The following is a 21,399-nucleotide window of genomic DNA, read 5'->3' as shown; positions in this document are numbered from 1 at the left end:
CGTGCCTATCCAAAAACCAAGTCCTATCGGGGAAGAACCTAATGAAGAACCTATTGTTGAGTGCCGCCGCCGTGATGACCGTGGGGCTGGGTCTGGCAGGCGCCGCCGGCCATGCGCAGGCCGCCGAGAAGAAGGTTTTCGCCCTAGTGCCCAAGGCGCTCGGCGTGCCCTTCTATGCCGATGCCGAGACGGGCTGCGAAGCCGAGGCCGCGAAGATCGGCGCTACTTGCCTGTTCACCGGCCCGGCGCAGCTCGATGACGCGGCGCAGATCAGCATCATACGTGACCTTATCACGCGCCATGTCGCCGGCATCTCGGTCGCGCCGAACAATCCGGACTCGATCAAGAACGTGATCGCCGCCGCGCTCAAGAAGGGCATTCCGGTCATCACCTTCGACTCGGATTCCCCGACCTCGAAGCGCATCGCTTTCGTCGGCACGAATAACGAGAGCGCGGGTGCCACGGCGGGCGAGGAATTCGCCAAGGCGCTGCCGAATGGCGGCACTTATGCCGTGCTGACCGGCGGCCTTTCGGCGCAGAACCTCAATGACCGCATCGCCGGGTTCAAGTCCAAGCTTGGGCCGAACTTCAAGGAAGTCACGGGTTCGCCTTATGCCTGCGACGATGATTCGAACAAGGGCGTGCAGGTGATCCAGGACATCCTGGCGAAGAACCCCAAGCTTGACGGCATCTTCTATTCCGGCGGCTGGCCGATGTTCGCGCCCGCGGCCTATGCGAAGGCGCTGAAGAACCGCGCCGCCGATCTGAAGGCGGGCAAGTTCGTCGTGGTGTCCTTCGATACGCTGACGCCGCAGCTCAAGCTGCTCAAGGAAGGCCTCGCGACCGTGCTGGTCGGCCAGCGGCCCTATGCCATGGGCACTGGGTCGATCGATGAGCTGAACACGCTCTCGAATGGCGGCACCGTGCCGAAGATCACCGACACCGGCACCGATGTCGTGACCTCGGCCAATGTCGACAGCTTCCTGGCAAAAGCGAAGTGATTCGCTGACGTCTTCGCCACGCCGGCGGTTTCGGGCCGGCGTGGCGAAGGGCCTTCCACTGCCGAAAGGCCGCCGAGCATGACCGTTCTCCTCTCCGTCCAATCGATCTCCAAGGGATTTCCCGGCGTGCAGGCGCTGCGCGACGTGACCTTCGAGGTCGAGACTGGGACGGTCCATGCCATCATGGGCGAGAACGGCGCCGGTAAATCGACGCTGATGCAGGTCATCGCCGGCGCGCTGAAACCGGATTCTGGACGCCTCATTTTCGATGGCGAGCCGCTCACCTTGTCCGGCACGCGGGATGCGGCGGCCAAGGGCATCTCCATCGTCTTTCAGGAGCTTATGCTCGCAGGCAATCTGAGTGTTGCCGAGAACGTCTTCCTCGGTGTCGAGCCGCGCGCGGCGGGTGTGCTGGTGGCGCGCGCTGAGATGCGGACGCGCACCAAGGCGGCGCTGGCTCGCATGGGCATCGCGATCGACCCCGACCAGCGGCTCGGCGAACTCACCATCGCCCAGCAGCAACTCATCGAGATTTGCAAATCCCTCGTCCATGACCCGCGGCTTTTGATTTTGGACGAGCCGACATCCAGCCTGTCGGAAGCCGATGCGCTGGTGCTGTTCCGTGTCGTGCACGACCTCAAGGCGAACGGCGTTACGATCCTCTATATCTCGCATCGCATGCGGGAGGTTTTCGAGAATTGCGATACCGTCACGGTGCTGCGTGACGGCCGCCATGTGCGCACGGTGCGACTGGCCGAGACGGATCAGGATGAGGTGGTGCGGCTGATGGTCGGCCGCGATCTTGCCGGCGTGCAGCGCGTGCGGCCGACGGGCGCGGAGCGGCCCATCGTTCTCTCGGTGCGCGATCTTGGTGACGACAAGCGCTACAACGGCATTTCCTTCGATTTGCGCGAGGGCGAGATTGTTGGGTTGGCGGGCCTGATCGGCGCCGGTCGGTCGGAGCTGGCGCTCGGCATTTTCGGTGCGCCGCCGCCGCGCCATGGCAGCATCACGCTGGACGGCAAAGCCATCACCATCGGCAAGCCGGGTGACGCGATGCGCATGGGGATCGGCATGGTGCCGGAGGACCGCAAGCAACAGGGACTCGTTCTGGGCCTCGGTGTCGGCACCAACCTGACGTTATCCGCAATGGGACTCGGCCATATTTCTAGCCTGGGTTTTGTGCGGCCGGGCGATGAAAGCCGCATGATCCGCGGCTATGTCGATCGTTTCCGCATCAAGACACCGTCGGTCGAGCAATTGGTGGGTCTGTTGTCGGGTGGCAACCAGCAGAAGGTGGTGCTGGCGAAGTGGCTGGCCACCAAGCCGCGCGTGCTGATCGTGGACGAGCCGACACGCGGCGTGGATGTCGGCACCAAGGCGGAAATCTACACGCTGATGCGCGAGTTGGCGCATGACGGGCTGGCCTTGCTGGTGATCTCCAGCGATCTGCCCGAGGTGCTGACAATCTCCGACCGCATCCTGGTGATGCGCGGCGGCGTGCTGGCGGGCGAGATTCCCTTCGACGAGGCGAGCGAGGAACGCATCATGGCACTCGCGGCACTCGAGCATGCGGAGCCGGGTGATCCCGGGGCGAAGCCGCCGATGACCTACGGAGAGGCGGAGGCGCGGAGCTGAGGGGGCTGCACGCGGCTGAACGGCGAAGTCTTAGGCGTCATATCTTTAGTTGGCACCGCAATCCAAACACTCGTCACGGCACGCGAAGGCGTGCGGGGCACCCCGTGCCATCCACGGCTTATTTTCGTCACGCAAGCAAGGCGTGGATGCTCGGCCTTCGCCGAGCAAGACGTGGTCAAGTGGGCAAGGTTCAAACCAAAGACATTCCGCCCTACACAACGACTTTAAGCGGTCCGCCGTGGCTCACCACGACTTGGTTTCCCGCACAGCTTTCGATGATTCCCCAAACTTCCGTCACACGCTCCACCAACGCAACACCACTTTCCCCACCCGGCGGCGCGAAACCCACGACATCCGCAGCCCAGGCGTCGAGTTCGTTGCGCGGCACCTCATCCCACCGCATTCCCTCCCACTCGCCGAAACTCATCTCCATCAACCGCGCGTCTACCCGCACCGCCGCACCACCCCAAGCGAGAGCCAAAGCCTCCGCGACTAACCGGCAACGAGACAGCGGGCTGGTCCAGATCGTGGCGCCGCGCATTGGTTCTAGCCGGGCCACGAGGTCGGGGATGTCCATGTCGGGATTGGCGAGGGGCAGATCCAACCGTCCGTAGCAGAGACCGTTGCCGCCAAGCAGCGGCGGGTGCCGGACCAAGGCGATGCGGCGACCGCCGACCATGCGGGTGACAATGCCGCCCATTGGCATCGTCGGACGGGCGAGAATCGCCGGATCGAAGCCCATAGCTGAAAAGGGCGCGGCACCTATGGCACCGCGCCCTTCATCCTCAGCCAAACTTACGCCGCGCGTGCGGCGACTTCGTCTGGGTGTAGCTGCACCAGCGCCTCGTAATCGCGCAGCAGCCGTTCGGTGATCGGACCCGGCGTGAAGTGATGCGTGTCGATCTGGCGCACCGGGGTGACCTCGGCCGCCGTGCCCGCGAGGAAGACCTCGGTCGCGCTGGGGATTTCGAAGGGCTCGATCGCGCGCTCCACCACCTTGATCTGGTGCTTGCGCGCCAGGCCCATCACCGTCCGGCGGGTGATGCCGTCGAGGAAGCAGTCGGGCGTCGGGGTATGCAGCGCGCCGTCCATGACGAAGAAGATATTGGCGCCCGTCGCTTCGGCCACGCGGCCGCGCCAGTCGACCATCAATGCATCGTCGAAACCCGCATCCTCGGCCTGATGCTTGGACATGGTGCCGATCATATAGAGGCCGGCGGCCTTCGAGGCGGTCGGCGCGGTCTCGGGATGCGGGCGCTTCCAGGTCGCATTGCCCAGGCGCACGCCCTTCATGCGGTCATTGCCGAACAGGTTCGGCCAGGCCCAGACCGCCACCGCGAGGTTGATCGTGGTGAGCTTGGCGGAAACCGCGAGCTGCTCCGAGCCGCGCCAGGCGATCGGCCGCACATAGGCGTCCGTCAGGTGGTTGGCGACGAGCGTCTGTTGGCAGGCGGCGTCGATTTCCTCTAGCGTATAGGGGATCTCGTAGCCGAGAATTTCGGCGGAACGCTTCAGCCGCTCGCTATGTTCGCGGAGCTTGAAGATATTGCCGCCATAGGCGCGCTCACCTTCGAAGACGGCACTGCCGTAATGCAGGCCGTGGGTGAGGACATGCAACTTGCCTTCTCGCCACGGGCGCAGCGCGCCGTTCCACCAGATCATGCCGTCTCGGTCGTCGAAAGGAACTAGCGCCATAACCCTGTTCTTCCGCAATATTGTTGCTTGGGATGGACAAAACCTAATGGCGAATCGCTTGTTAAGTCAACGAAGCTGTCGTAAAATGACCGTATGCCAGCCATGCCCCAGCCCGCTCATCCTGCCGCAGGTGCCGGCCTGCTGTTCCTGCGGGAGGAGGAACTTCGCCTCGCCCAGGATCTTCTCTTCTTCGCCTACCGGGACTTTACTCGCGCGGCGGATGAGGTGCTGGAAGGCTCCGAACTCGGCCGCGCCCATCACCGCGCCTTGCATTTCATCGGCCGCACGCCGGGTATCACGGTCAGCGACCTCCTCGCCATCCTCGGCATTACCAAGCAGAGCCTTTCGCGTGTTCTAACGACGCTGGTCGAGGAAGGCTATGTCGTTCAGGCACCGGGGCGGGTGGATCGCCGCCAGCGCTTGCTCAGCCTCACCGCCGAGGGCCAGGCGCTGGAGCGCCGGTTGTTCGAGCGTCAGAGGGACGTGCTGATGCGCGCCTATCGCGAAGCCGGCGGCCCGGCGGTGGAAGGCTTCCGCCGCGTATTGCGCGCACTGACCGGGGAATCCGGACCAGCCTTGGTCGAAACCCCGGCGCGGGAGCCGCGCGCGCGGAGCGCGTGATGGTCGCGGCCGAGGAAGCGACGCTTCCCGTCCATCTCCTTGTCGTCGATGACGATGCGCGGCTGAGGCGGCTCCTGGTGCGGTATCTTTCCGATCACGGGTTTCGCGTAACCGCCGCCGCCGATGCGGCTGAGGCGCGCGATCACCTGCGCTCGCTGCGCCCGGATCTGATGATCCTCGACGTCACGATGCCGGGTGAATCGGGTCTCGCTCTGGTGGATGATCTGCGGCGGCGGGGCGATGCCGAGCTACCGGTGCTGCTGCTGACGGCGCGCGGCGCGCCCGAGGATCGTATCGCCGGCTTCGAATCGGGCGCCGACGACTATCTAGGCAAGCCCTTCGATCCGTACGAGCTGGTATTGCGCGCCCGAGCGCTTTTGCGGCGGGCCGGTGGGCTGGGCGCCGTTGCCGGAACCGACGCCGCAGCGGTGCGGCTCGGCGACAAGGAGTTCGATCCCAAGCGGGGCGAGCTGCGGGGTCCGCAGGGTCCCATTCGGCTGACCGGCGGCGAGGTGGCGTTGCTGACAGCGCTCGCCGCCAAGCCGAACGAGATCCTGTCGCGGGAGGAAATCGCCGCCGCGCTGGAAATGGATGAGCCGGGGGAACGGGCGATCGACGTGCAGGTGACCCGCCTTCGCCGCAAGATCGAGGTCGACACCCGCGAGCCCCGCTTCCTGCACACGGTACGCGGCCGCGGCTATGTGCTGAAGCCGGGCGTCTAGGATGATGGCTTCGGCACGCCCGCCATCCTCCGCGAAGGCCGCGCCCTCTTCAGCTCGACCAGCCATGAAAACCCCCGAGCATGTGCTGCGGAAATTTCTGCCGCGCAGCCTCTTCGGCCGCAGCCTGCTCATCATCGTGCTGCCGGTGCTGTTGCTCGAGGCCGTCACGCTGCAGCTTTTCTACGGCGGCCATCTCGGCCTGATCTCCCGCCGCTTCGCCTTCAGCATCGCGAGCGAGATCGCCTTCAGCCTGGACATGATCGCCCATGCCCAGGACACGCGCGCTCAGCAGCGCATCATCGCCGAGGCGCAGCATCAGCTCGATCTTCGGATGAGCTTCGAGCCCGGCAAGAAGCTCGTCATGCGGCACCAGATCAATATCCTGGGGCCGATGGATGACGACCTGGCGGCAGCGCTGCACCAGCATGTCAGCCGCCCCTTCGACATGGATTGGACCTCGGACCCGCAATCGGTTCTGGTGCGGATCGGCCTGCCGGTCGGTGTGGTGAACGTCACGGTTCCGCGCAAACGGCTGGATGCCGGGTCGATCTATGTCTTCGTGCTGTGGATCTTCGGCACCTCGATCCTGCTCCTGCTGATCGCCGGGCTCTTCATGCGCAATCAGGTGCGCGGCATCCGCCGCCTTGCCCGCGCGGCCGAGACCTTCGGCATGGGGCGGGACCGGGGGCCGATCCGGCCAGAAGGCGCGCGGGAGGTGCGGCAGGCCGCCGCCGCCTTCAACCGCATGCAGGACCGCATTCTCCGCTTCCTCTCGCAGCGCACCGACATGCTGGCCGGGGTCAGCCACGACCTGCGCACGCCGCTCACCCGTCTGCGGCTTGCTCTGGCAATGCTGCCCAAAACCGAGGAACTGGCGCCGGAAGTCGCGGATATGACGGCGGATGTGGAGGAGATGGAACGGATGATCGCAGGCTACCTCGCCTTCGCCCGTGGCGAGGGGGAGGAGCGGGCGGAACCCGCCAATCTCTCGGCGATGCTGGAGGAGGTAGTGGCGGCCGCACGGCGGGCCGATGGACGCGTGACCTTCCACGGCACGCCCGACCTCACCCTGCCGCTACGGGCCGATGCCATGCGCCGCGCCGTCAATAATCTGGTGGATAACGCGAGGCGGCACGCGCGTCACGTGGTGGTGGGTGTCGCCCAGCATGGTGCCAGGGCGGCACAGATAACGGTCGATGATGACGGGCCGGGGATCCCACCGGAGCGCCGCGAAAGCGTCTTTCGCCCATTCGAGAGCGGCGCGTCCCCGGGCAGCCCCGGTGGCGGCACGGGCCTTGGCCTCGCGATTGCGCGGGACATCGTACGGGCACATGGCGGGGAAATTTTGCTCGGAGACAGCCCTCTGGGGGGTCTTCGCGCCACGATCCGGTTGCCGCTTTGAAAGCTTACGGCTAGCAGACCCGTGATAGGGCGAGTCTCGTCTAACTCTTCCAGGGGTTGGCGAGAATCTGTCAAAAGGATTACGACAATGTTCATGTTTCTCTTAATGCCGGACTCGCGGCGGGAAGGCCGCTGATGTCCGCCTCCGCCGCACCCCCAGCCGTGACCGGGGCCGCCCCTGGCGTGTTGGCCGATGTTGCCGCCTTGTCCTTCGAGGAGGCCCTGGCCGAACTCGAGCGTATCGTGCGCGGACTCGAGAGCGGCCAGCAGAAATTGGAGGAGGCGATCATCGCGTTCGAGCGTGGTAGCGCGCTCCGCCGTCACTGCGAATCGAAGCTCGCCGATGCGGAGCTGCGCATCCAGGCGATCGTCGAACGGGCCGACGGCACCCTCACCACGCGGCCAGTGGCCTGAGATGAGCACAACTCACGTCGCCAATGACGAAGGGTCCCGTCTGCAGCAGGTCCTCGGCGGCCGGGCGGAGGAGGTCGAGCGTGCACTCGACGTGCTGCTGCCGTTGCCGGACGGGCAGGAGCAGCGGCTCATCGAGGCTATGCGCTATGCCGTGCTCGGCGGCGGCAAGCGGCTGCGGGCCTTCCTGGTGATGGAGGTGGCGAGCCTGTTCTCCGTCTCGCAGGCCTGCGCGACCCGCGTTGCCGCTTCGGTCGAGATGCTGCACGCCTATTCCCTCGTGCATGACGACCTGCCGGCGATGGATGACGACGACCTGCGGCGGGGCCGGCCGAGCTGCCACAAGGCTTTCGACGAGGCGACCGCAATTCTGGCGGGCGACGCGCTGCTGACGCGGGCTTTCGAGCTTCTGGCCGATGAGGACACCCATTCCGACCCCTCGGCTCGGATCGAGCTGGTGGCGGCTTTGGGCGCCGCGGCAGGTAGCCGAGGCATGGTTGGTGGCCAGATGATCGACATGCTTTCCGAGGGCCGCGCGCTGACGGCCCCCGAGGTCACGCGTTTGCAGGCGCTCAAGACTGGGCGGCTGATACAATACAGCGCCGAGGCTGGCGCTATCCTTGGGCGGGCGCAGCAGATGCAGCGCCACCAGATCACCGCTTATGGGCGCGATCTCGGGGCCGCCTTTCAGATCGCCGATGACATCCTGGACGCCGAAGGCGACGAGGCGGTCATCGGCAAGACGGCCGGCAAGGATGCTGCCGTCGGCAAGGCTACCATGGTCTCCATCATGGGGATCGAGCAGGCCCGCACTCATGCCGAGATGCTGGCCAAACAAGCGGCCGGCCATCTGGCCGGCTTCGGCGACCGCGCTATCCATCTGATCGCCTTGGCTGATTTCGTGGTCTCGAGACGGAGTTGACGCCCATGCCCCCGCATACACCGCTGCTGGATCGCGTTTCAGTTCCTTCCGACATGCGAAACTTCTCAGGTGAGCAACTCGCTCAGTTGGCGGAGGAATTACGCGCCGAAACTGTCGATACCGTCTCCGTGACCGGGGGCCATCTCGGCGCCGCTTTGGGCGTGATCGAGCTGACCGTCGCGATCCACGCGGTCTTCGACACGCCGAGCGACCGGCTGATCTGGGATGTCGGCCATCAGGCCTATCCGCATAAGATCCTGACGGGCCGGCGTGATCGTATCCGCACCCTGCGCCAGCCGGGTGGCCTCTCGGGCTTCACCCGCCGCAGCGAGAGCGAATACGACCCCTTCGGCGCTGCCCATTCCTCGACTTCGATTTCCGCCGGCCTCGGCATGGCGGTGGCCCGCGATCTCAAGGGCGAGAATCGCGAGCAGCAGGTCATCTGCGTGATCGGCGACGGCGCGATGAGCGCGGGCATGGCCTACGAGGCGATGAACAATGCCGGCTCGATGAAGAGTCGGCTTGTCGTCATCCTCAACGACAATGACATGTCGATCGCCCCGCCGGTCGGCGCGATGAGCGCCTATCTGTCGCGGCTGATCTCCTCGCAATCCTTCCTCAACCTGCGCGACCTCGCGGCCCGCATGGCCAAGCGCTTCCCGCGCTCGATCGAGCGGACGGCGAAGCGGGCCGAGGAATATGCCCGCGGCATCCTGACCGGCGGAACGCTGTTCGAGGAGATGGGTTTCTACTACGTCGGTCCGATCGACGGGCATAACCTCGATCACCTCCTGCCGGTGCTGCGCAACCTGCGCGATGCTGATGAGGGCGGCCCGGTGCTGCTCCATGTCGTGACGCAGAAGGGCAAGGGCTATGCGCCTGCCGAGGCCTCGGCCGACAAATACCACGGCGTCACCCGCTTCAATGTCATCACCGGGGAACTCGCCAAGGCGCCGCCGGGACCGCCGAGCTATACCAAGGTCTTCGCCAACGCGTTGATCGCCGAGGCCGAGGCGGATTCCACGATCGTCGCGGTGACCGCCGCCATGCCGAGCGGCACCGGGCTCGACAGCTTCGGCAAAAAGTTTCCGGACCGGACCTTCGACGTCGGTATCGCCGAGCAGCATGCCGTGACCTTCGCCGCTGGTATGGCGACCGAGGGGATGAAGCCCTTCGTCGCGATCTACTCGACCTTCCTGCAGCGCGCCTATGACCAGGTAGTGCATGACGTCGCGATCCAGTCGCTGCCCGTCCGCTTTGCCATGGATCGCGCCGGTATGGTCGGCGCCGATGGCCATACGCACGCCGGCGTTTACGACCTGTGTTTCCTTGGCTGCCTGCCGCGCTTCGTTATCATGGCGCCGTCGGATGAAGTCGAGCTGATGCACATGGTCGCGACCTCGGCTTTGATCGACGACCGGCCGAGCGGAATCCGCTATCCGCGCGGCGAGGGCCTGGGGCTCACGCTGCCCAAGCGCGGGACGCCTTTGGAGATCGGTCGCGGCCGCATCATCCGCGAGGGTTCCAAGATCGCCATCCTGGCACTTGGCCCGCGCCTGCATGACGCGCTGAAGGCGGCCGAGGAATTGGCGGCGCGGGGTCTCAGCACCACGGTCGCCGATGCGCGTTTCGCCAAGCCGCTCGACACCGCGCTGGTCGCCCAGCTTGCCCGCCACCACGAGGTTCTCATCACCATCGAGGACAATGTGGCCGGCGGCTTTGGGTCGGCAGTGTTGTATCTGTTGGCGACCACAGGGCTGCTCGACAGCGGCATCAAGGTGCGGCCGATGTGCATCCCCGACAAGCTGATCGACCACAACACCCCTGCCGGCCAGCTCGCCGAGGCTGGGCTCACGCCCAAGGATATCGTGGCGACGGCGCTCTCTGCGCTGGGGGTCTCCGCTGCAAGTGCCGCCGTGAGGGCTTGATGGCCGAGGCTCTCCCAGTTCAGGTACAGGACCGCGCGCGAGAATTCCGCAACGCGCTCGGTGCTTTCGCGACCGGTGTCACCGTCATCACGACGCGTGATGTCGGCGGCGCGGATGTCGGCATGACGGCGAACAGCTTCAACTCCGTCTCGCTCGATCCGCCGATGATCCTGTGGAGCATTGGCAAGAACTCGACCAACCTCGACTCCTTCATGCAGGCTGAGCGTTTCGCCGTGCATGTGCTGGCGATGGATCAGGAGAAACTGTCGGGCAAATTCGCGCGCCAAGGCACCGACAAATTCGCGGGCGTGGCGATCGAGCGCGGGATTTCCGAAGTGCCGCTGCTGGTGGGCGCAGCCGCGCGCTTCCAGTGCCGCACCGCCTTTCGCCACGAAGCAGGCGACCACTACATCATCGTCGGCGAGGTCGAGGAATTCGACCATGACGGCCACGCGCCGCTCGCCTTCCATAGCGGCGGTTACGGCATGTTCGTCCGGAACGAGCCCGCTGTCGGCGGGGCGGTTCCCGAGGATGCGTCCCTGGGCGAGCTTTTAGCCCGCGTTCAGCGCAAGGCGGAGGCGGAGATACTGGCGGGTCTTACGGACCACGAGGCCAACCTTTTGCGGCGGTTGCTACGCCGGGCAGCGGAAGCGAGCCTTTAGGGCGAATACGCAAGGGCCCGAACGCGCGGGCCAATCTCAAGGCCAAATCTCGAACATCTCTCCACCCGCTACCGTCATGCTCGGCGAAGGCCGAGCGTCCACGCCTTGCTTGCGTGATACAGGCAAGGCGTGGATGGCACGTCTTCGCGTGCCATGACGAGATGGCGCGTGGGCCGTAAACGGAGGCGCCCGAGGAAACCAACCGCTACCAAAGCGTCTCTAATCCCCCGCGATATGCAGGTGCAGCGCCCGTTGGGCGATGAGCGAATCCGGGCCGTCCAGTTTGGACAGCACGACCGGTCCGGCTGGGTCCGCCGTGATCGTCAGGGTCTTCGGCTGGTCGATGAAGGCGGCGATCTGCTCCGCCGCGTCCTTCTGCTCCGATAGGAATGTCCCGGCGAGAACCGAGGCGGCCAGATTGGCCTCGTCCTTCACCTCGGGCACCGTCTTGCTCTGCTGCTTCGCCACCATGGTGAGGACGCGCTGGATCAGCGTGTCATTGGTGAAACGGATCATCATCTTGGTGGTCGCGATCTGTTCGATCTGCGCGAAAGCCTCCTCGACTGAGGTGGTGCCGATCGGCAGATTCGTGAAATGGCCGGTGACCTCAAGGGTTGCGAGACCCCGGGCCGCAACGCGGCCCTGCTCGATAGTGGCCTCCCGCTTGGCGAGGTCGGTTACCCAGACTTCATCTGCATCCAGCACGAGCGGATCGATGCCGAGCGCCACGAGCGGGTTGTCCGGGCCCGGCGCGATGCCCGCGGGTAGGCTGAGACCGCGCATCGTCATCTGCACCCTGAGCGGGGTGCCATTGTCCACCGTCTCCTCAAGAGAGGTGAGGGAGGAGGTCACGCCGGGCGCGGTGGTGGTGGCGAGACCCGCCAGTTCGAGCCCGGCGACCCTCACGGCGCCCGAACCCGCGCGCATCATGAGGTCGAAATTCGAGATATCCGGGGATTCCTTGAGCAGGGCGGCGGCATTGATGCCGCGCAGGGCGAAACGGTCGATCGTCACAGTCCGGTTGAGGGTTCCTTTAACGGAGAGACCCTCGAAGCCGATGCGGTCCAACACCGCGTCGCCGTAGCCGGAGAGCGCGAAGCGCTGCAGGTTGAACGCCATCTCCTGCTTTGGCGCCGTCAGGGATATGCCGTGCAGCGTAAGACCCTTGAGCGCGATGGCCTGAGCGTCGTCCATCGCCGCCTTCATGGTCTTGGCCTCGGCCGAGCCGGGCGCCGCCGCGAAGGGCCGGCCGGAGAGGCCATCGAGGCCAATATCGGCAATACTCGCTGATCCCTTCTCCATATCAGCGATCGAGACGCCCTTGATCGCCAGGTGGCCGATGAGCGGGCGGCGCTCCGGCCAGCTTGGCGCACCTGCGGCATACCGCTGCGCGTCAAAGACTCGGTCGAGCCCATCGAGGTCGAGCTGATCCACCGCGATCGAGGCCACGCGATCGCCGCGGGCATCCGCGAAGGCGGTCAGCGAGCCGGCGCGAAGATGGCCAGCGCGGTAATCCGCGACCGCCAGTTTTACGATGCTGCTGCCGGTGTCGTCGTGGATGCCGCTGGCGGTGATGCGCCTTGCGGCGAGGAGCGTGCCGCCCTCCGGCAGGCTGGGCCAGGTCGCGAGGCCGAGGGGAGGGGAGACGCCGGCGCCCAGGGCCGAGACATCCTCGGCGGTCAGGGTGTCGATGGTGAGGTGGTGACCATTTTGGGTCGTCGTGATGTCGGCGATGTTGGCGGAGCCGACCCTGAAGGGATCGTCGGTCGTGCCAGCGCCCGAGGCTTCCAGCAGGGTTACGCGGCCGGCGGAGAATACCGTCTGGCCTTCCCGCGTGATGACGAGGCCGACGAGGTGGAGGCGCTGGTTGAACAGGTTGTAGTGCAGCTGGTCGTAGTGACCAGTTTCGCCCTGCGGCAGATTGGCAATGGTGGCGTCCACCCGCTGCTTCGCCGTCCGTTGCGCCCAAAGCTGAGCCGCTCCCGCTGCCGCGGCGACGAGAATCACCAGCGTCGCGGCCGCGAGGCCCAGCTTGCGTCTTGTCTTCATTTGCGAATCTACCCCCTGTCGCCCTCGTCTTCTCCGTTGCCCCCGCACCCAGCGCAAGGGGTGGCAGCATGCCGTTGCCTCGGCACCCGAAGCTACGTCTTGCTTTACGTTGTAATATCGTAATGAATATGAGCCATGAGCACCACGCGGATTCGGAAAGCCACTCGCATGGCGGCGACCCCCTCGCCGGTGCTCGGGCCGCGTGTGGCGCGTGGCCGCACCGCGCAACGGAATGGCGTGGCCGCCGAAAATCTCGTCGTGGAGACGCTGTTCGCCGCTGGCTGGGTCATTCTCGGCCGCCGGCTGCGGACGGAAGCGGGTGAAATCGACATCGCGGCCGAGAAGGACGGGATACTCAGCATTATCGAGGTCAAGTCGCGGATGGCGCTTGATGTCGCCGCCTACGCTCTGGGGCCATCGCAGCGCGCGAGGCTGATTGGTGCCGCCGAAATCCTGCTCGGCGCCCATCCGGGCTGGGGCCGCGCCGGCGTCCGTTTCGATCTGTGGCTGGTCGGTGCGGGCGGCGCCTTGCGACAGGTGGCCGATGCCTTTCGCGCAGGCGATTGAGGTGTCGCCGGTGCCTCCGCGCCTCTCTCACCCTGGCGCTCCCTCGCCACTGCTCTATTTAAGGGTGGGTTTCTAGCTGCGGACGAAGAATGACACCGACCGATCTGGCGCCCGATACCGCTTTATTCCTCGATCTGGATGGCACTCTCATCGACATCGCGCCCCGGCACGATCTCGTGGTGATACCGCCTGAATTGCCGGGGCTGGTGGATCGCCTGCGGGTTCTCTGCGGTGGCGCGCTCGCCGTGGTAAGCGGGCGGCCCGCGCGGGACATCGAGGCGTTTCTCCCCCTGCCGGGACTGGTCTACGCGGCCGAGCATGGCGCCCGCATCCGCCTGCCGGATGGAACGCTTGAAGAGGCCGCCGGGCGGCTGCCGAAGCGCGAGGCCTGGCTCGCCTCCCTGCGGGCCGAGCTGCCGCGCTGGCCGGGTGCTCATATCGAGGAAAAGAGTGTCGGCTTCGTGGTGCATTACCGCCAGGCGCCCGAGGCGGGACCGGAGGTCCTGGCAAGCCTGACCCGGCTGGTCGCGAGTTCCCCGGGCGAGGTCGAGATCCTCACGGCGCTCATGGCCTATGAGGTGCGGCCGGCGGGCGTCGGCAAAGGGCCGGCGGTGCAGCGGCTGATGCGCATCGCGCCTTTCGCCGGCCGCGTTCCGGTTTTCATCGGTGATGATGTGACCGACGAGGAAGGAATGGCGGCGGCCGCCGAGCTCGGCGGCTATGGGTTGCATGTGGCGCGGGACTTTGACGGCGGTCCCGCCCAGGTGCGGCAATGGCTGGGCGAGATGACGGCGGCGCTGGCCCGTGGCATGACGCGTGGCTGATTGCGACAACGTGCCGATCGGCTACGCCCCGCGGACCTGTCTCCGGGTCGGGCTAATCCGCTGCGTGACGGGCTCGTCGCGAAGCAGGAAGGAAATGCTATGGCTCGCCTCGTAATCGTTTCAAACCGCGTTCAGATCCCGCACGAGAAAAATCCTCGCGCGGGTGGTTTGGCGGTGGCGCTGGGCAGCGGCCTCGTCCCCGGCACCATGTGGTTCGGCTGGAGCGGCAAGCGCGGCCATGTTGAGGAGGGCGCCAAGCCCGCGCTCCATGAGGCTCAGGGCGTTACTTACGCGACGATCGACCTCACCGAGCGCGAGTACGATGATTTTTACGTCGGATTCTCGAACGGCGCGCTATGGCCTCTGCTGCATTTCCGCATGGGATTGTTCGAGTTCAAGCGCGAGGAGGAGGAGGGTTATGCGGCGGTCAACAACCGCTTCGCCGAGTCGCTCCTGCCGCTGCTGAAGGATGACGATCTGGTTTGGGTGCATGACTATCACCTGTTTCCGCTCGGCGCCGCGTTGCGGGCGCATGGCGCGGGACATCGCATCGGATTCTTCCTGCATATTCCTTTCGTGCCGCCGGCCATGCTCGCCATCATGCCGCGCGCGCGGGAGTTCATTGCCGGCATCTGCGCCTATGACGTGGTCGGATTTCACACCGAGGACCACAAGAAGGCTTTCCTCGAATGCGTCCATGTCTTCCTCGGCGTTAGCGCTGATAAGGACGGCAATTTTGTCTTCGAGGGGCGGCGCGTGCAGGTGGTCGTGGATCCCATCGGGATCGACGCTGAGGAATTCGCGGCAGCCGCCGCGCGATCGGTGCGCGGCACCAAAGTGAAGCGGATGCGCGAGAGTCTGTTCGAGCGCAAGCTGGTGATCGGTGCCGACCGCCTGGATTATTCCAAGGGCTTGCCTCAACGTTTTCGGGCCTTCGCGCGACTGCTCGATCGTTTCCCCGCCCATCGCCGCCACGTCCTGATGATGCAGGTCGCCGCGACTTCGCGCGAGGATGTCGACCAATATAAGCAACTCCGCCGCGACCTTGACCGGCTTGTGGGCGACATCAACGGCCGCTTCTCGGAGTTCGACTGGACCCCTATCCGCTACATGACCCGCGCGATGAACCGCACCACCTTGGCGGGGTTTTACCGGATGGCGCAGATCGGGCTGGTGACGCCGCTGCGCGACGGCATGAATCTGGTCGCCAAGGAGTTCGTCGCGGCGCAGTCGAGCGCCGATCCCGGCGTGCTGATCCTGTCGCAATTCGCCGGCGCGGCGCATGAGCTGGGCGAGGCCCTGCTGGTCAATCCCTTCGATGCCGATGGCGTCGCGGAAGCCATCGATCAGGCGCTCAACATGGAACTTGGCGAGCGCAAGGAGCGATGGCATGCTTTGCGCGACAAAGTATGGGCTGGAACTCCGGAGCGCTTCACCGAGACCTTCCTGGCGGCCCTCCGCCCCGCGTGACGACTGGTCCGGCTGTCCGCATCGTCACCTTGGCGGAACGGCCTGATCTGGCGACGGTGGTCGCGGCTTGGCAGACCCTCGCATTCCCGGACGAGGAGACTGCGGCCGCGGCGCTGGCGCGTGTCTCCTCCCAGGTAGCAGCCGTAGGGCCTGAGCAGGTCTTCGTGCTGCTGGTGGGTAAGGAGCCCGCAGGCACGGCGAGCCTCGTGCACAAGGATTTGCCCGCGCGTCCGGACCTGACCCCATGGCTCGCGAGCGTTTATGTGGCGCCCCCTCATCGCGGCCGTGGCTACGCGGCCTCGCTGGTGGCGGCGGTCGAGGCAGCGGCCAGAACAGCCGCCATCCCAACCCTCTGGCTCTTCACCGCATCAGAGAAGCGCCTCTACGCGCGACTCGGCTGGATCGAAGCGGGGCGGGAAGTCGATGCGGGGGTATGCGTCACCCTGATGCGCCGAGATCTCGGCAATGCGGAGCCGCTTCGGAGCGCGTAGCCCGGCGCGTGCGGCCTCGACGCGCGCGGTCCCGGTCCTGGAGGGCCGGGTGGTGATGGGTTTGCCCAGCCCCCGAAGCTGATGCTTCCGAACCAGATCACATCGCTCGGTCACTCGCAGGAAGCAGAGCAGGCTCGCGACATCGTTATAGCGACTTGAGTTCGCTTTAAAGTAGACAAGCGGCCTCCGGAGGGTTATGCTGCATTGCAACATCAACCGGAGTACCCTGATATGCAGACCTTTGAAAGCTTAGTCCGCGTAGCGCCTAAATCGCCCATCGCGGTCGATTTTCTTGGCTTCGCCTCTATGAGCCGTAGCGTTAGAGCCGCCATGACGAACATTGTCACGCGCCGCGAGGAGTTGCGCGAGTTCCGGCAGCAGGCTCGCGAACTGGCCAGTTTCACGGACCGTGAGCTCGCCGAACTGGGCTTCAGCCGTGGCGACCTGCCTTCGATCGCCGCCGGCACCTATCGCCGGTAAATTCCACGCCCGATCGATCTTGGAGTTCATCCGCTTCGATGGGTTTCCAAAACCTCTCAGGAGATCATGATGACGAATAACAAGAGCACCACACTTAGTTCTGTCGCGCGCCAAGCACGCCGGGGCGGACTGCGCTTTTGGCGGCTGCTCGCTGAGCCGATTGCCGAGTTCTTCCGCCTGCCTGCCCATAGAGGCTGAAGCTTTGACGACTGACGGCTGCTATTGTTGCGCCTTACAAGGCTGAGCGCTCGGCCGGTATAGGCATCGCGCTTTAGCAGCCCGCCTCGTGGGCATGAGGAGGCGAGATGCTCGGAACGCTGGTGGCACTTTTGGCGGCGACGGCCATCGCGGTTCCCATCACCCGCAAGCTCGGTCTCGGCAGTATTCTTGGCTACCTGATCGCCGGAATCATCATCGGCCCGGCTGGACTCCAGCTCGTGACCAATGTGGGCCAGATCGGCACCGTCGCCGAACTCGGCGTGGTTATGCTGCTGTTCCTGATCGGCCTCGAACTACGACCGCATCGGCTCTGGATCCTCCGCAAGGCCGTTCTCGGTCTCGGGCTGGGTCAGATGATTCCGACCACCTTGCTGCTGGCGGGTTTGGTCCATTGGGCCGGGGTGCCTTGGACAGGCGCCATTGTGCTTGCGGCAGGATTGGCTTTGTCCTCGACCGCCATCGTCCTGCCGATGCTGGGGGAGCGGAAGCTGCTCTCCTCCACTGCCGGGCGCGACAGCTTCGCGGTTCTGTTGTTCCAGGACATGGTTTTCATTCCTCTGGTCGCGCTGGTTCCGTTGCTAGCCGGCGGCAATGTCCCTGCCCATGTCTCGTGGCTGGAAGTAGGCCGCGCGGTTGCGGTCATCGCCATCATCCTGGTCGGCGGCAGTTTCCTCGTCCGTCCGGTCTTCCGGTTCATGGGCGGCGCCAAGACACCCGAGGTTTTTACCGCGACAGCACTGTTGCTCGTCGCCGGAACGGCGGCCTTGGCGAATTGGGCCGGGCTTTCGATGTCGCTGGGCGCGTTTATGGCCGGCGTATTGCTGTCGGACTCCGAATACCGGCACGAACTTCAGGCCAATATCGAACCCTTCGAGGGCCTGCTGCTCGGCTTCTTTTTCATCTCGGTCGGCATGTCCGCCAATCTTCATCTGGCGATCGAGCATCCCGGGATGGTCGCCGCCGCCCTGGCCGTGATGGTGGCGGTCAAGATCGCGGTCACCTTCCTGCTCGGGCTTGTGAAACGTGGCAGCCTTAAGAGTTCCCTGCGTTTCAGCCTGGCTCTGCCCGAGGGGAGCGAATTCAGCTTCGTGCTGTTCGGCGCGGCTGTGGCCGCCGGATCGCTGTCACGCGATCAGGCTGATCTGGCAACGCTCGTTGTCGCGCTTTCGATGGTAGTCACGCCGATTCTTTTCGCGGCTTCGGAGCGGCTGGCGATGCCACGCTTCGATCGGCGCCCAGAGCCAGTCTATGACCGGATCGACGCATCCTCAGCGCCGGTGATCATCTGCGGATTTGGCCGCGTCGGGCAGGTAGTCGGCCGGGTGCTCCGCATGCAAAACATCGCCTTCACCGCGCTAGACAAGGATGCGGCGCAGGTTAGTGTCGTGCGGCGATTCGGCACCAAAGTCTATTTTGGCGATCCCACGCGCGAGGAAGTCTTACGCGCCGCGGGTGCGGAGACGGCCAGCGTATTGGTAGTCGCCCTCGATGATATGGAGGAAACGCTGCGTGTCGTCGAAATCGCCAAGCGCCATTTTGATCACTTGGCGATTTTCGCCCGCGCCCGCAATCGACGCCACGCCTATCGATTGATGGAGATGGGCATTGCCGGCATCATCCGCGAAACGTTTTTCTCCAGCCTGCGCCTCAGCGAGATGGTTCTGGAGGCGCTCGATATTCCGCCGCAAGCCGCCCAGCGCGCGGTGGAGTTCTTCCGCGAACACGACGAGCGCAGCATGTTCGAGACGCAGGCTATTGCTGGCGACGAAAAGCAACTGATCCAGAGCACACAGCAGGCAGCGCAAGAGCTGTCGGAACTTTTTGAAGCGGATCGCGAGGCACGAGCCTGAACGATCGACTGACAGGCAGGGCGATCGCTAGGAGCGTGAGTTTCCGACATCCAGACCGGGATGTCTTGGGTAGAAACCTAGTCATTCCGCCACGTCATGCTCGGCGAAGGCCGGGCATCCGCGTCTTTGCTTGCTTCACTAAGGCAAGACGTGGATGGCACGCCTTCGCGTGCCATGACGGATCTCTGGGGCGCCGTTCTATTAGATCATCACGCCCTAATTCTGAGGAATGGACGGATCGAGCTGGCGCGCCTTCGCCAGATCCGCATCGGCATCGGCCGTTTCGCCGAGAGCGCGATATGTTAGGCTTCGGTTATAATAAGTCTGCGCGTGGGTCGGATCGATCCGTATCGCCTCGTCGAAATTCTTGATCGCGTGGTCGTACTTTCCCTTTTTCAGGTAGTATTTCCCCTCGCAGTCAAGGGCCATGCGTTGGCTGAGAGTGGGTTGATCCGCCCCCGAATAGGGGCAGCCAGATGCGAGCTGATTGGCGGGAGGCGCCGCGCAACTGCTGAGGCCGGCCATTGTGGCCAGCGCAATTAACAGCATCCACTTGTCGCGCATTCCTCGGTTTCCCCGCAATTTATGTTGGCCGTCCAGAAGCGAATCGCTCAAGTACCAGTCGTCGCACGAAAAGCCGGGCTAGGCGAGGGACAAATTCCTTGCAGGAACTTCACTCGAAACCTGTCTCTGGAGTGCAGGAAGATCAGAAGCCGGCCGTTTCGCCCGGACAGACAGACCGACAGGCCGGCTTTACGGGCGAACGAGAAAGACTGGCAGCCGTTGGCATTGGAGGCTAGATTTGCCGCCCAACAACTGGCGAGTCGGGCCAGGCGGATTCGCTTGAATGGCCGATAGAAAGATACAGACGATCATTCTCGTCGACGTTGGTGCTCCCAGCTTCGCGCGGAGGAATGTCGTCATGCATACCAACGCGTTCGGCGCGAAGGATTTCAAATGATGAGGGTATCAACGTGATGAATGATTTTGGCGCGAGTAAAGTTCGAAACGAAGTTCTTCTCGTGGGGCGGATTCTTTTGATGGCACTCTTTCTCATCTTCGGATGGGGAAAGTTGATGAATTTCAGCGGAACCGAGGGCTATTTCGCGCATATCGGCACGCCGATGCCCGTTCTCGCCACGGCAATTGCGGTCATCATGGAGGTCTTCGTCGCGTTAGCGATCATCATCGGCTTTCTGACGCGACCCTTGGCGCTTCTAATGGCGCTCTACACACTCGGCACAGCACTCATCGGTCACCACTACTGGTCGGTGACGGGACCGGAGCATATCGAGAGCATGATCAATTTCTACAAAAACGTCAGCATCATAGGCGGCCTTTTCGTGCTGTATGTCAGCGGCGCCGGTAGATACTCCGTCGATGCGGCTCTCAGACTAGCCTGAGGCGGCGGACGACCTTTTGAAGTTCGGTGGCTCGGGCGAGGATGTCTTCGATTCGAACCGTGCTTACTCCACCACGTCATGCTCGGCGAAGGCGGGCGCCCGCGGCCGAGCATCCACGCCTTTGCTTGCGAGACGAAGAAGGCGTGGATGGCACGCCTTCGCGCGCCATGACGGAGCTTTAGACCACAGTTCAGTATTAGATCATCACGCCCAGCGCTCGAAGATTGCAGGCCCTCAAAGACTGCCGCGTGTCCGGCGGATCAGCGCCCCGGTGGGGCGTAGGATTTCAGGAACAGGCTAATGGCGCCTTCGACGACACGGTCGACCTCCGCCGGGTCGGCCGTCTCGATCAGCCTCAGCCGCGCGCGCATGACGATCTTGGTCTGACACAGCGCGAAGAACTGCTCGGCGGCAAAGGCCGGATCCGGCACCACCAGCCGCCCGCGCGCATCCTCCTGCGCCAGCCATTGCGATAGGTAGCTCAGGGCGCGCTGCGGCCCGGCCTCGAAGAAGGCACGGGCGAGTTCGGGGAATTTGCCGGCCTCGGACACCACCATGCGGTGGATCGCCTGCCGGAAGGGCGACAGCAGCATCTCCATGATTACCATGCCGAGCCGGCGGAGGATCTCATCCGGCGCCTCGATCTCGGATGGGGTCTCGAAGATGGGCTTTACCCGCTCGTCGCAGCCATCGGCGACGAAGCTGCTGAACAGGGCCGCCTTCCCTGGGAAGTAATTATACAGCGTCCCCTTGGAGACTCCGACCTCCCGCGCGATCTGGGCCATGCTGGCACCTTCATAGCCATCCCGCGCGAAAATCCGGCCCGCGCCATCCAGGATCGCCCGCCGCCGCTCAGGCGAGAGGCTGTCGGAAATGCTGTCGTCTAACCCGCTCATTGTGATCCATCCGCGCCCGGCGCCGTTTGACAATGACGGGGACGTTCCTATCATACAAGACGATAACCGAACGGTTCGGTCATCGGTCCTAACCCTGGCTCCAGGATGCGTCTCCAGGCCGCGCCGCAGGGAAGCACTGCGCTGCCCTA

Annotated in this window: 21 protein-coding genes; 16 read left to right on the top strand and 5 right to left on the bottom strand. The window is 64.6% G+C overall.

Features of this window, described 5'->3' with window-relative positions; genetic code table 11:
• Window positions 1-41 precede the first annotated feature (41 nt).
• Window positions 42-1,001, top strand: coding sequence for a sugar-binding protein (locus GSQ83_RS16115; RefSeq protein WP_158803901.1), 960 nt, complete (start codon window positions 42-44; stop codon window positions 999-1,001).
• 78 nt (window positions 1,002-1,079) lie between these two features.
• Window positions 1,080-2,639 carry a sugar ABC transporter ATP-binding protein gene (locus GSQ83_RS16110; RefSeq protein WP_158803900.1) on the top strand — a complete coding sequence of 520 codons (1,560 nt, stop codon included), beginning with the start codon at window positions 1,080-1,082 and terminating at the stop codon, window positions 2,637-2,639.
• Between the two features lie 211 nt (window positions 2,640-2,850).
• Here the strand turns inward: GSQ83_RS16110 and GSQ83_RS16105 are convergent, their stop codons facing one another.
• Both GSQ83_RS16105 and GSQ83_RS16100 read right to left on the bottom strand, forming a co-directional pair.
• A complete protein-coding gene (locus GSQ83_RS16105; RefSeq protein ID WP_158803899.1) occupies window positions 2,851-3,432 on the bottom strand; it encodes a histidine phosphatase family protein in 582 nt (193 codons plus the stop codon).
• A 2-nt stretch (window positions 3,433-3,434) separates the two neighbouring features.
• Window positions 3,435-4,334, bottom strand: a complete 900-nt coding sequence (locus GSQ83_RS16100) for a branched-chain amino acid aminotransferase (protein ID WP_158803898.1) — start codon at window positions 4,332-4,334, stop codon at window positions 3,435-3,437.
• A 102-nt stretch (window positions 4,335-4,436) separates the two neighbouring features.
• Here GSQ83_RS16100 and GSQ83_RS16095 point away from each other — a divergent pair, with 102 nt between their 5' ends.
• The 7 genes from GSQ83_RS16095 to GSQ83_RS16065 all read left to right on the top strand — a co-directional run bounded on the left by GSQ83_RS16095 (window position 4,437) and on the right by GSQ83_RS16065 (window position 11,001).
• Entirely contained in the window at window positions 4,437-4,955 is a 519-nt protein-coding gene (locus tag GSQ83_RS16095; RefSeq protein ID WP_158803897.1) for a MarR family winged helix-turn-helix transcriptional regulator, read from the top strand.
• Window positions 4,955-5,677 (top strand): response regulator transcription factor, encoded by a 723-nt coding sequence (locus tag GSQ83_RS16090; RefSeq protein WP_158803896.1) that lies wholly within the window; start codon window positions 4,955-4,957, stop codon window positions 5,675-5,677. Before GSQ83_RS16095 ends, GSQ83_RS16090 begins: the two co-directional genes overlap by 1 nt.
• Before the next feature lie 64 nt (window positions 5,678-5,741).
• Entirely contained in the window at window positions 5,742-7,079 is a 1,338-nt protein-coding gene (locus GSQ83_RS16085; protein WP_158803895.1) for an ATP-binding protein, read from the top strand.
• Between the two features lie 134 nt (window positions 7,080-7,213).
• Window positions 7,214-7,492: an exodeoxyribonuclease VII small subunit gene (locus GSQ83_RS16080; protein WP_158803894.1), complete on the top strand. Its 279-nt coding sequence runs from the start codon at window positions 7,214-7,216 to the stop codon at window positions 7,490-7,492.
• Window position 7,493: 1 nt separating this feature from the next.
• The gene (locus GSQ83_RS16075; RefSeq protein WP_158803893.1) at window positions 7,494-8,411 is read left to right on the top strand and encodes a polyprenyl synthetase family protein; all 918 of its coding nucleotides are present in this window, start codon (window positions 7,494-7,496) and stop codon (window positions 8,409-8,411) included.
• Between the two features lie 5 nt (window positions 8,412-8,416).
• Entirely contained in the window at window positions 8,417-10,339 is a 1,923-nt protein-coding gene (gene dxs, locus GSQ83_RS16070) for a 1-deoxy-D-xylulose-5-phosphate synthase (RefSeq protein WP_158803892.1), read from the top strand.
• Window positions 10,339-11,001, top strand: a complete 663-nt coding sequence (locus tag GSQ83_RS16065) for a flavin reductase family protein (protein ID WP_158803891.1) — start codon at window positions 10,339-10,341, stop codon at window positions 10,999-11,001. The genes dxs and GSQ83_RS16065 overlap by 1 nt, the downstream gene beginning before the upstream one ends.
• A gap of 219 nt (window positions 11,002-11,220) precedes the next feature.
• Here the strand turns inward: GSQ83_RS16065 and GSQ83_RS16060 are convergent, their stop codons facing one another.
• Window positions 11,221-13,050 (bottom strand): hypothetical protein, encoded by a 1,830-nt coding sequence (locus GSQ83_RS16060; protein ID WP_158803890.1) that lies wholly within the window; start codon window positions 13,048-13,050, stop codon window positions 11,221-11,223.
• Window positions 13,051-13,185: 135 nt separating this feature from the next.
• Here GSQ83_RS16060 and GSQ83_RS16055 point away from each other — a divergent pair, with 135 nt between their 5' ends.
• From GSQ83_RS16055 to GSQ83_RS16030, 6 genes are all read left to right on the top strand, one after another.
• Entirely contained in the window at window positions 13,186-13,617 is a 432-nt protein-coding gene (locus tag GSQ83_RS16055; RefSeq protein ID WP_254065728.1) for a YraN family protein, read from the top strand.
• Between the two features lie 89 nt (window positions 13,618-13,706).
• Window positions 13,707-14,441: a trehalose-phosphatase gene (gene otsB / locus GSQ83_RS16050; RefSeq protein WP_158803889.1), complete on the top strand. Its 735-nt coding sequence runs from the start codon at window positions 13,707-13,709 to the stop codon at window positions 14,439-14,441.
• Between the two features lie 99 nt (window positions 14,442-14,540).
• The gene (locus tag GSQ83_RS16045; RefSeq protein ID WP_158803888.1) at window positions 14,541-15,911 is read left to right on the top strand and encodes a trehalose-6-phosphate synthase; all 1,371 of its coding nucleotides are present in this window, start codon (window positions 14,541-14,543) and stop codon (window positions 15,909-15,911) included.
• On the top strand, window positions 15,908-16,402 hold the full coding sequence (locus GSQ83_RS16040; RefSeq protein WP_158803887.1) for a GNAT family N-acetyltransferase: 495 nt from the start codon (window positions 15,908-15,910) through the stop codon (window positions 16,400-16,402). Before GSQ83_RS16045 ends, GSQ83_RS16040 begins: the two co-directional genes overlap by 4 nt.
• A gap of 330 nt (window positions 16,403-16,732) precedes the next feature.
• Entirely contained in the window at window positions 16,733-16,882 is a 150-nt protein-coding gene (locus GSQ83_RS16035; RefSeq protein WP_158803886.1) for a DUF1127 domain-containing protein, read from the top strand.
• Window positions 16,883-17,187: 305 nt separating this feature from the next.
• Window positions 17,188-18,951, top strand: coding sequence for a monovalent cation:proton antiporter-2 (CPA2) family protein (locus tag GSQ83_RS16030; RefSeq protein ID WP_158803885.1), 1,764 nt, complete (start codon window positions 17,188-17,190; stop codon window positions 18,949-18,951).
• A gap of 216 nt (window positions 18,952-19,167) precedes the next feature.
• Here GSQ83_RS16030 and GSQ83_RS16025 read toward each other — a convergent pair whose 3' ends face one another.
• The gene (locus tag GSQ83_RS16025) at window positions 19,168-19,566 is read right to left on the bottom strand and encodes a tetratricopeptide repeat protein (RefSeq protein ID WP_158803884.1); all 399 of its coding nucleotides are present in this window, start codon (window positions 19,564-19,566) and stop codon (window positions 19,168-19,170) included.
• A 362-nt stretch (window positions 19,567-19,928) separates the two neighbouring features.
• Between GSQ83_RS16025 and GSQ83_RS16020 the strand changes: the two genes are divergently transcribed.
• Complete coding sequence (locus GSQ83_RS16020) at window positions 19,929-20,354, top strand: DoxX family protein (RefSeq protein WP_158803883.1); 426 nt, start codon at window positions 19,929-19,931, stop codon at window positions 20,352-20,354.
• Window positions 20,355-20,614: 260 nt separating this feature from the next.
• On the opposite strand, the gene GSQ83_RS16015 is transcribed toward GSQ83_RS16020, so the two are convergent.
• Window positions 20,615-21,250: a TetR/AcrR family transcriptional regulator gene (locus GSQ83_RS16015; protein ID WP_158803882.1), complete on the bottom strand. Its 636-nt coding sequence runs from the start codon at window positions 21,248-21,250 to the stop codon at window positions 20,615-20,617.
• Window positions 21,251-21,399 lie beyond the last annotated feature (149 nt).

Source organism: Acidisoma sp. L85, assembly GCF_009765865.1.
In the GTDB taxonomy this organism is placed as follows: domain Bacteria; phylum Pseudomonadota; class Alphaproteobacteria; order Acetobacterales; family Acetobacteraceae; genus Acidisoma.
The sequence above is the reverse complement of the archived record's forward strand: the minus strand, read 5'-3'. Positions and strand labels throughout refer to the sequence as shown.

Coding starts and splice junctions, on each gene's coding strand:
- GSQ83_RS16115 (WP_158803901.1), top strand. CDS start 42: ATGAAGAACCTATTGTTGAGTGCCGCCGCCGTGATGACCGTGGGGCTG.
- GSQ83_RS16110 (WP_158803900.1), top strand. CDS start 1,080: ATGACCGTTCTCCTCTCCGTCCAATCGATCTCCAAGGGATTTCCCGGC.
- GSQ83_RS16100 (WP_158803898.1), bottom strand. CDS start 4,334: ATGGCGCTAGTTCCTTTCGACGACCGAGACGGCATGATCTGGTGGAAC.
- GSQ83_RS16095 (WP_158803897.1), top strand. CDS start 4,437: ATGCCCCAGCCCGCTCATCCTGCCGCAGGTGCCGGCCTGCTGTTCCTG.
- GSQ83_RS16090 (WP_158803896.1), top strand. CDS start 4,955: ATGGTCGCGGCCGAGGAAGCGACGCTTCCCGTCCATCTCCTTGTCGTC.
- GSQ83_RS16085 (WP_158803895.1), top strand. CDS start 5,742: ATGAAAACCCCCGAGCATGTGCTGCGGAAATTTCTGCCGCGCAGCCTC.
- GSQ83_RS16080 (WP_158803894.1), top strand. CDS start 7,214: ATGTCCGCCTCCGCCGCACCCCCAGCCGTGACCGGGGCCGCCCCTGGC.
- GSQ83_RS16075 (WP_158803893.1), top strand. CDS start 7,494: ATGAGCACAACTCACGTCGCCAATGACGAAGGGTCCCGTCTGCAGCAG.
- dxs (WP_158803892.1), top strand. CDS start 8,417: ATGCCCCCGCATACACCGCTGCTGGATCGCGTTTCAGTTCCTTCCGAC.
- GSQ83_RS16065 (WP_158803891.1), top strand. CDS start 10,339: ATGGCCGAGGCTCTCCCAGTTCAGGTACAGGACCGCGCGCGAGAATTC.
- GSQ83_RS16060 (WP_158803890.1), bottom strand. CDS start 13,050: ATGAAGACAAGACGCAAGCTGGGCCTCGCGGCCGCGACGCTGGTGATT.
- GSQ83_RS16055 (WP_254065728.1), top strand. CDS start 13,186: ATGAGCACCACGCGGATTCGGAAAGCCACTCGCATGGCGGCGACCCCC.
- otsB (WP_158803889.1), top strand. CDS start 13,707: ATGACACCGACCGATCTGGCGCCCGATACCGCTTTATTCCTCGATCTG.
- GSQ83_RS16045 (WP_158803888.1), top strand. CDS start 14,541: ATGGCTCGCCTCGTAATCGTTTCAAACCGCGTTCAGATCCCGCACGAG.
- GSQ83_RS16035 (WP_158803886.1), top strand. CDS start 16,733: ATGACGAACATTGTCACGCGCCGCGAGGAGTTGCGCGAGTTCCGGCAG.
- GSQ83_RS16030 (WP_158803885.1), top strand. CDS start 17,188: ATGCTCGGAACGCTGGTGGCACTTTTGGCGGCGACGGCCATCGCGGTT.
- GSQ83_RS16020 (WP_158803883.1), top strand. CDS start 19,929: ATGAATGATTTTGGCGCGAGTAAAGTTCGAAACGAAGTTCTTCTCGTG.
- GSQ83_RS16015 (WP_158803882.1), bottom strand. CDS start 21,250: ATGAGCGGGTTAGACGACAGCATTTCCGACAGCCTCTCGCCTGAGCGG.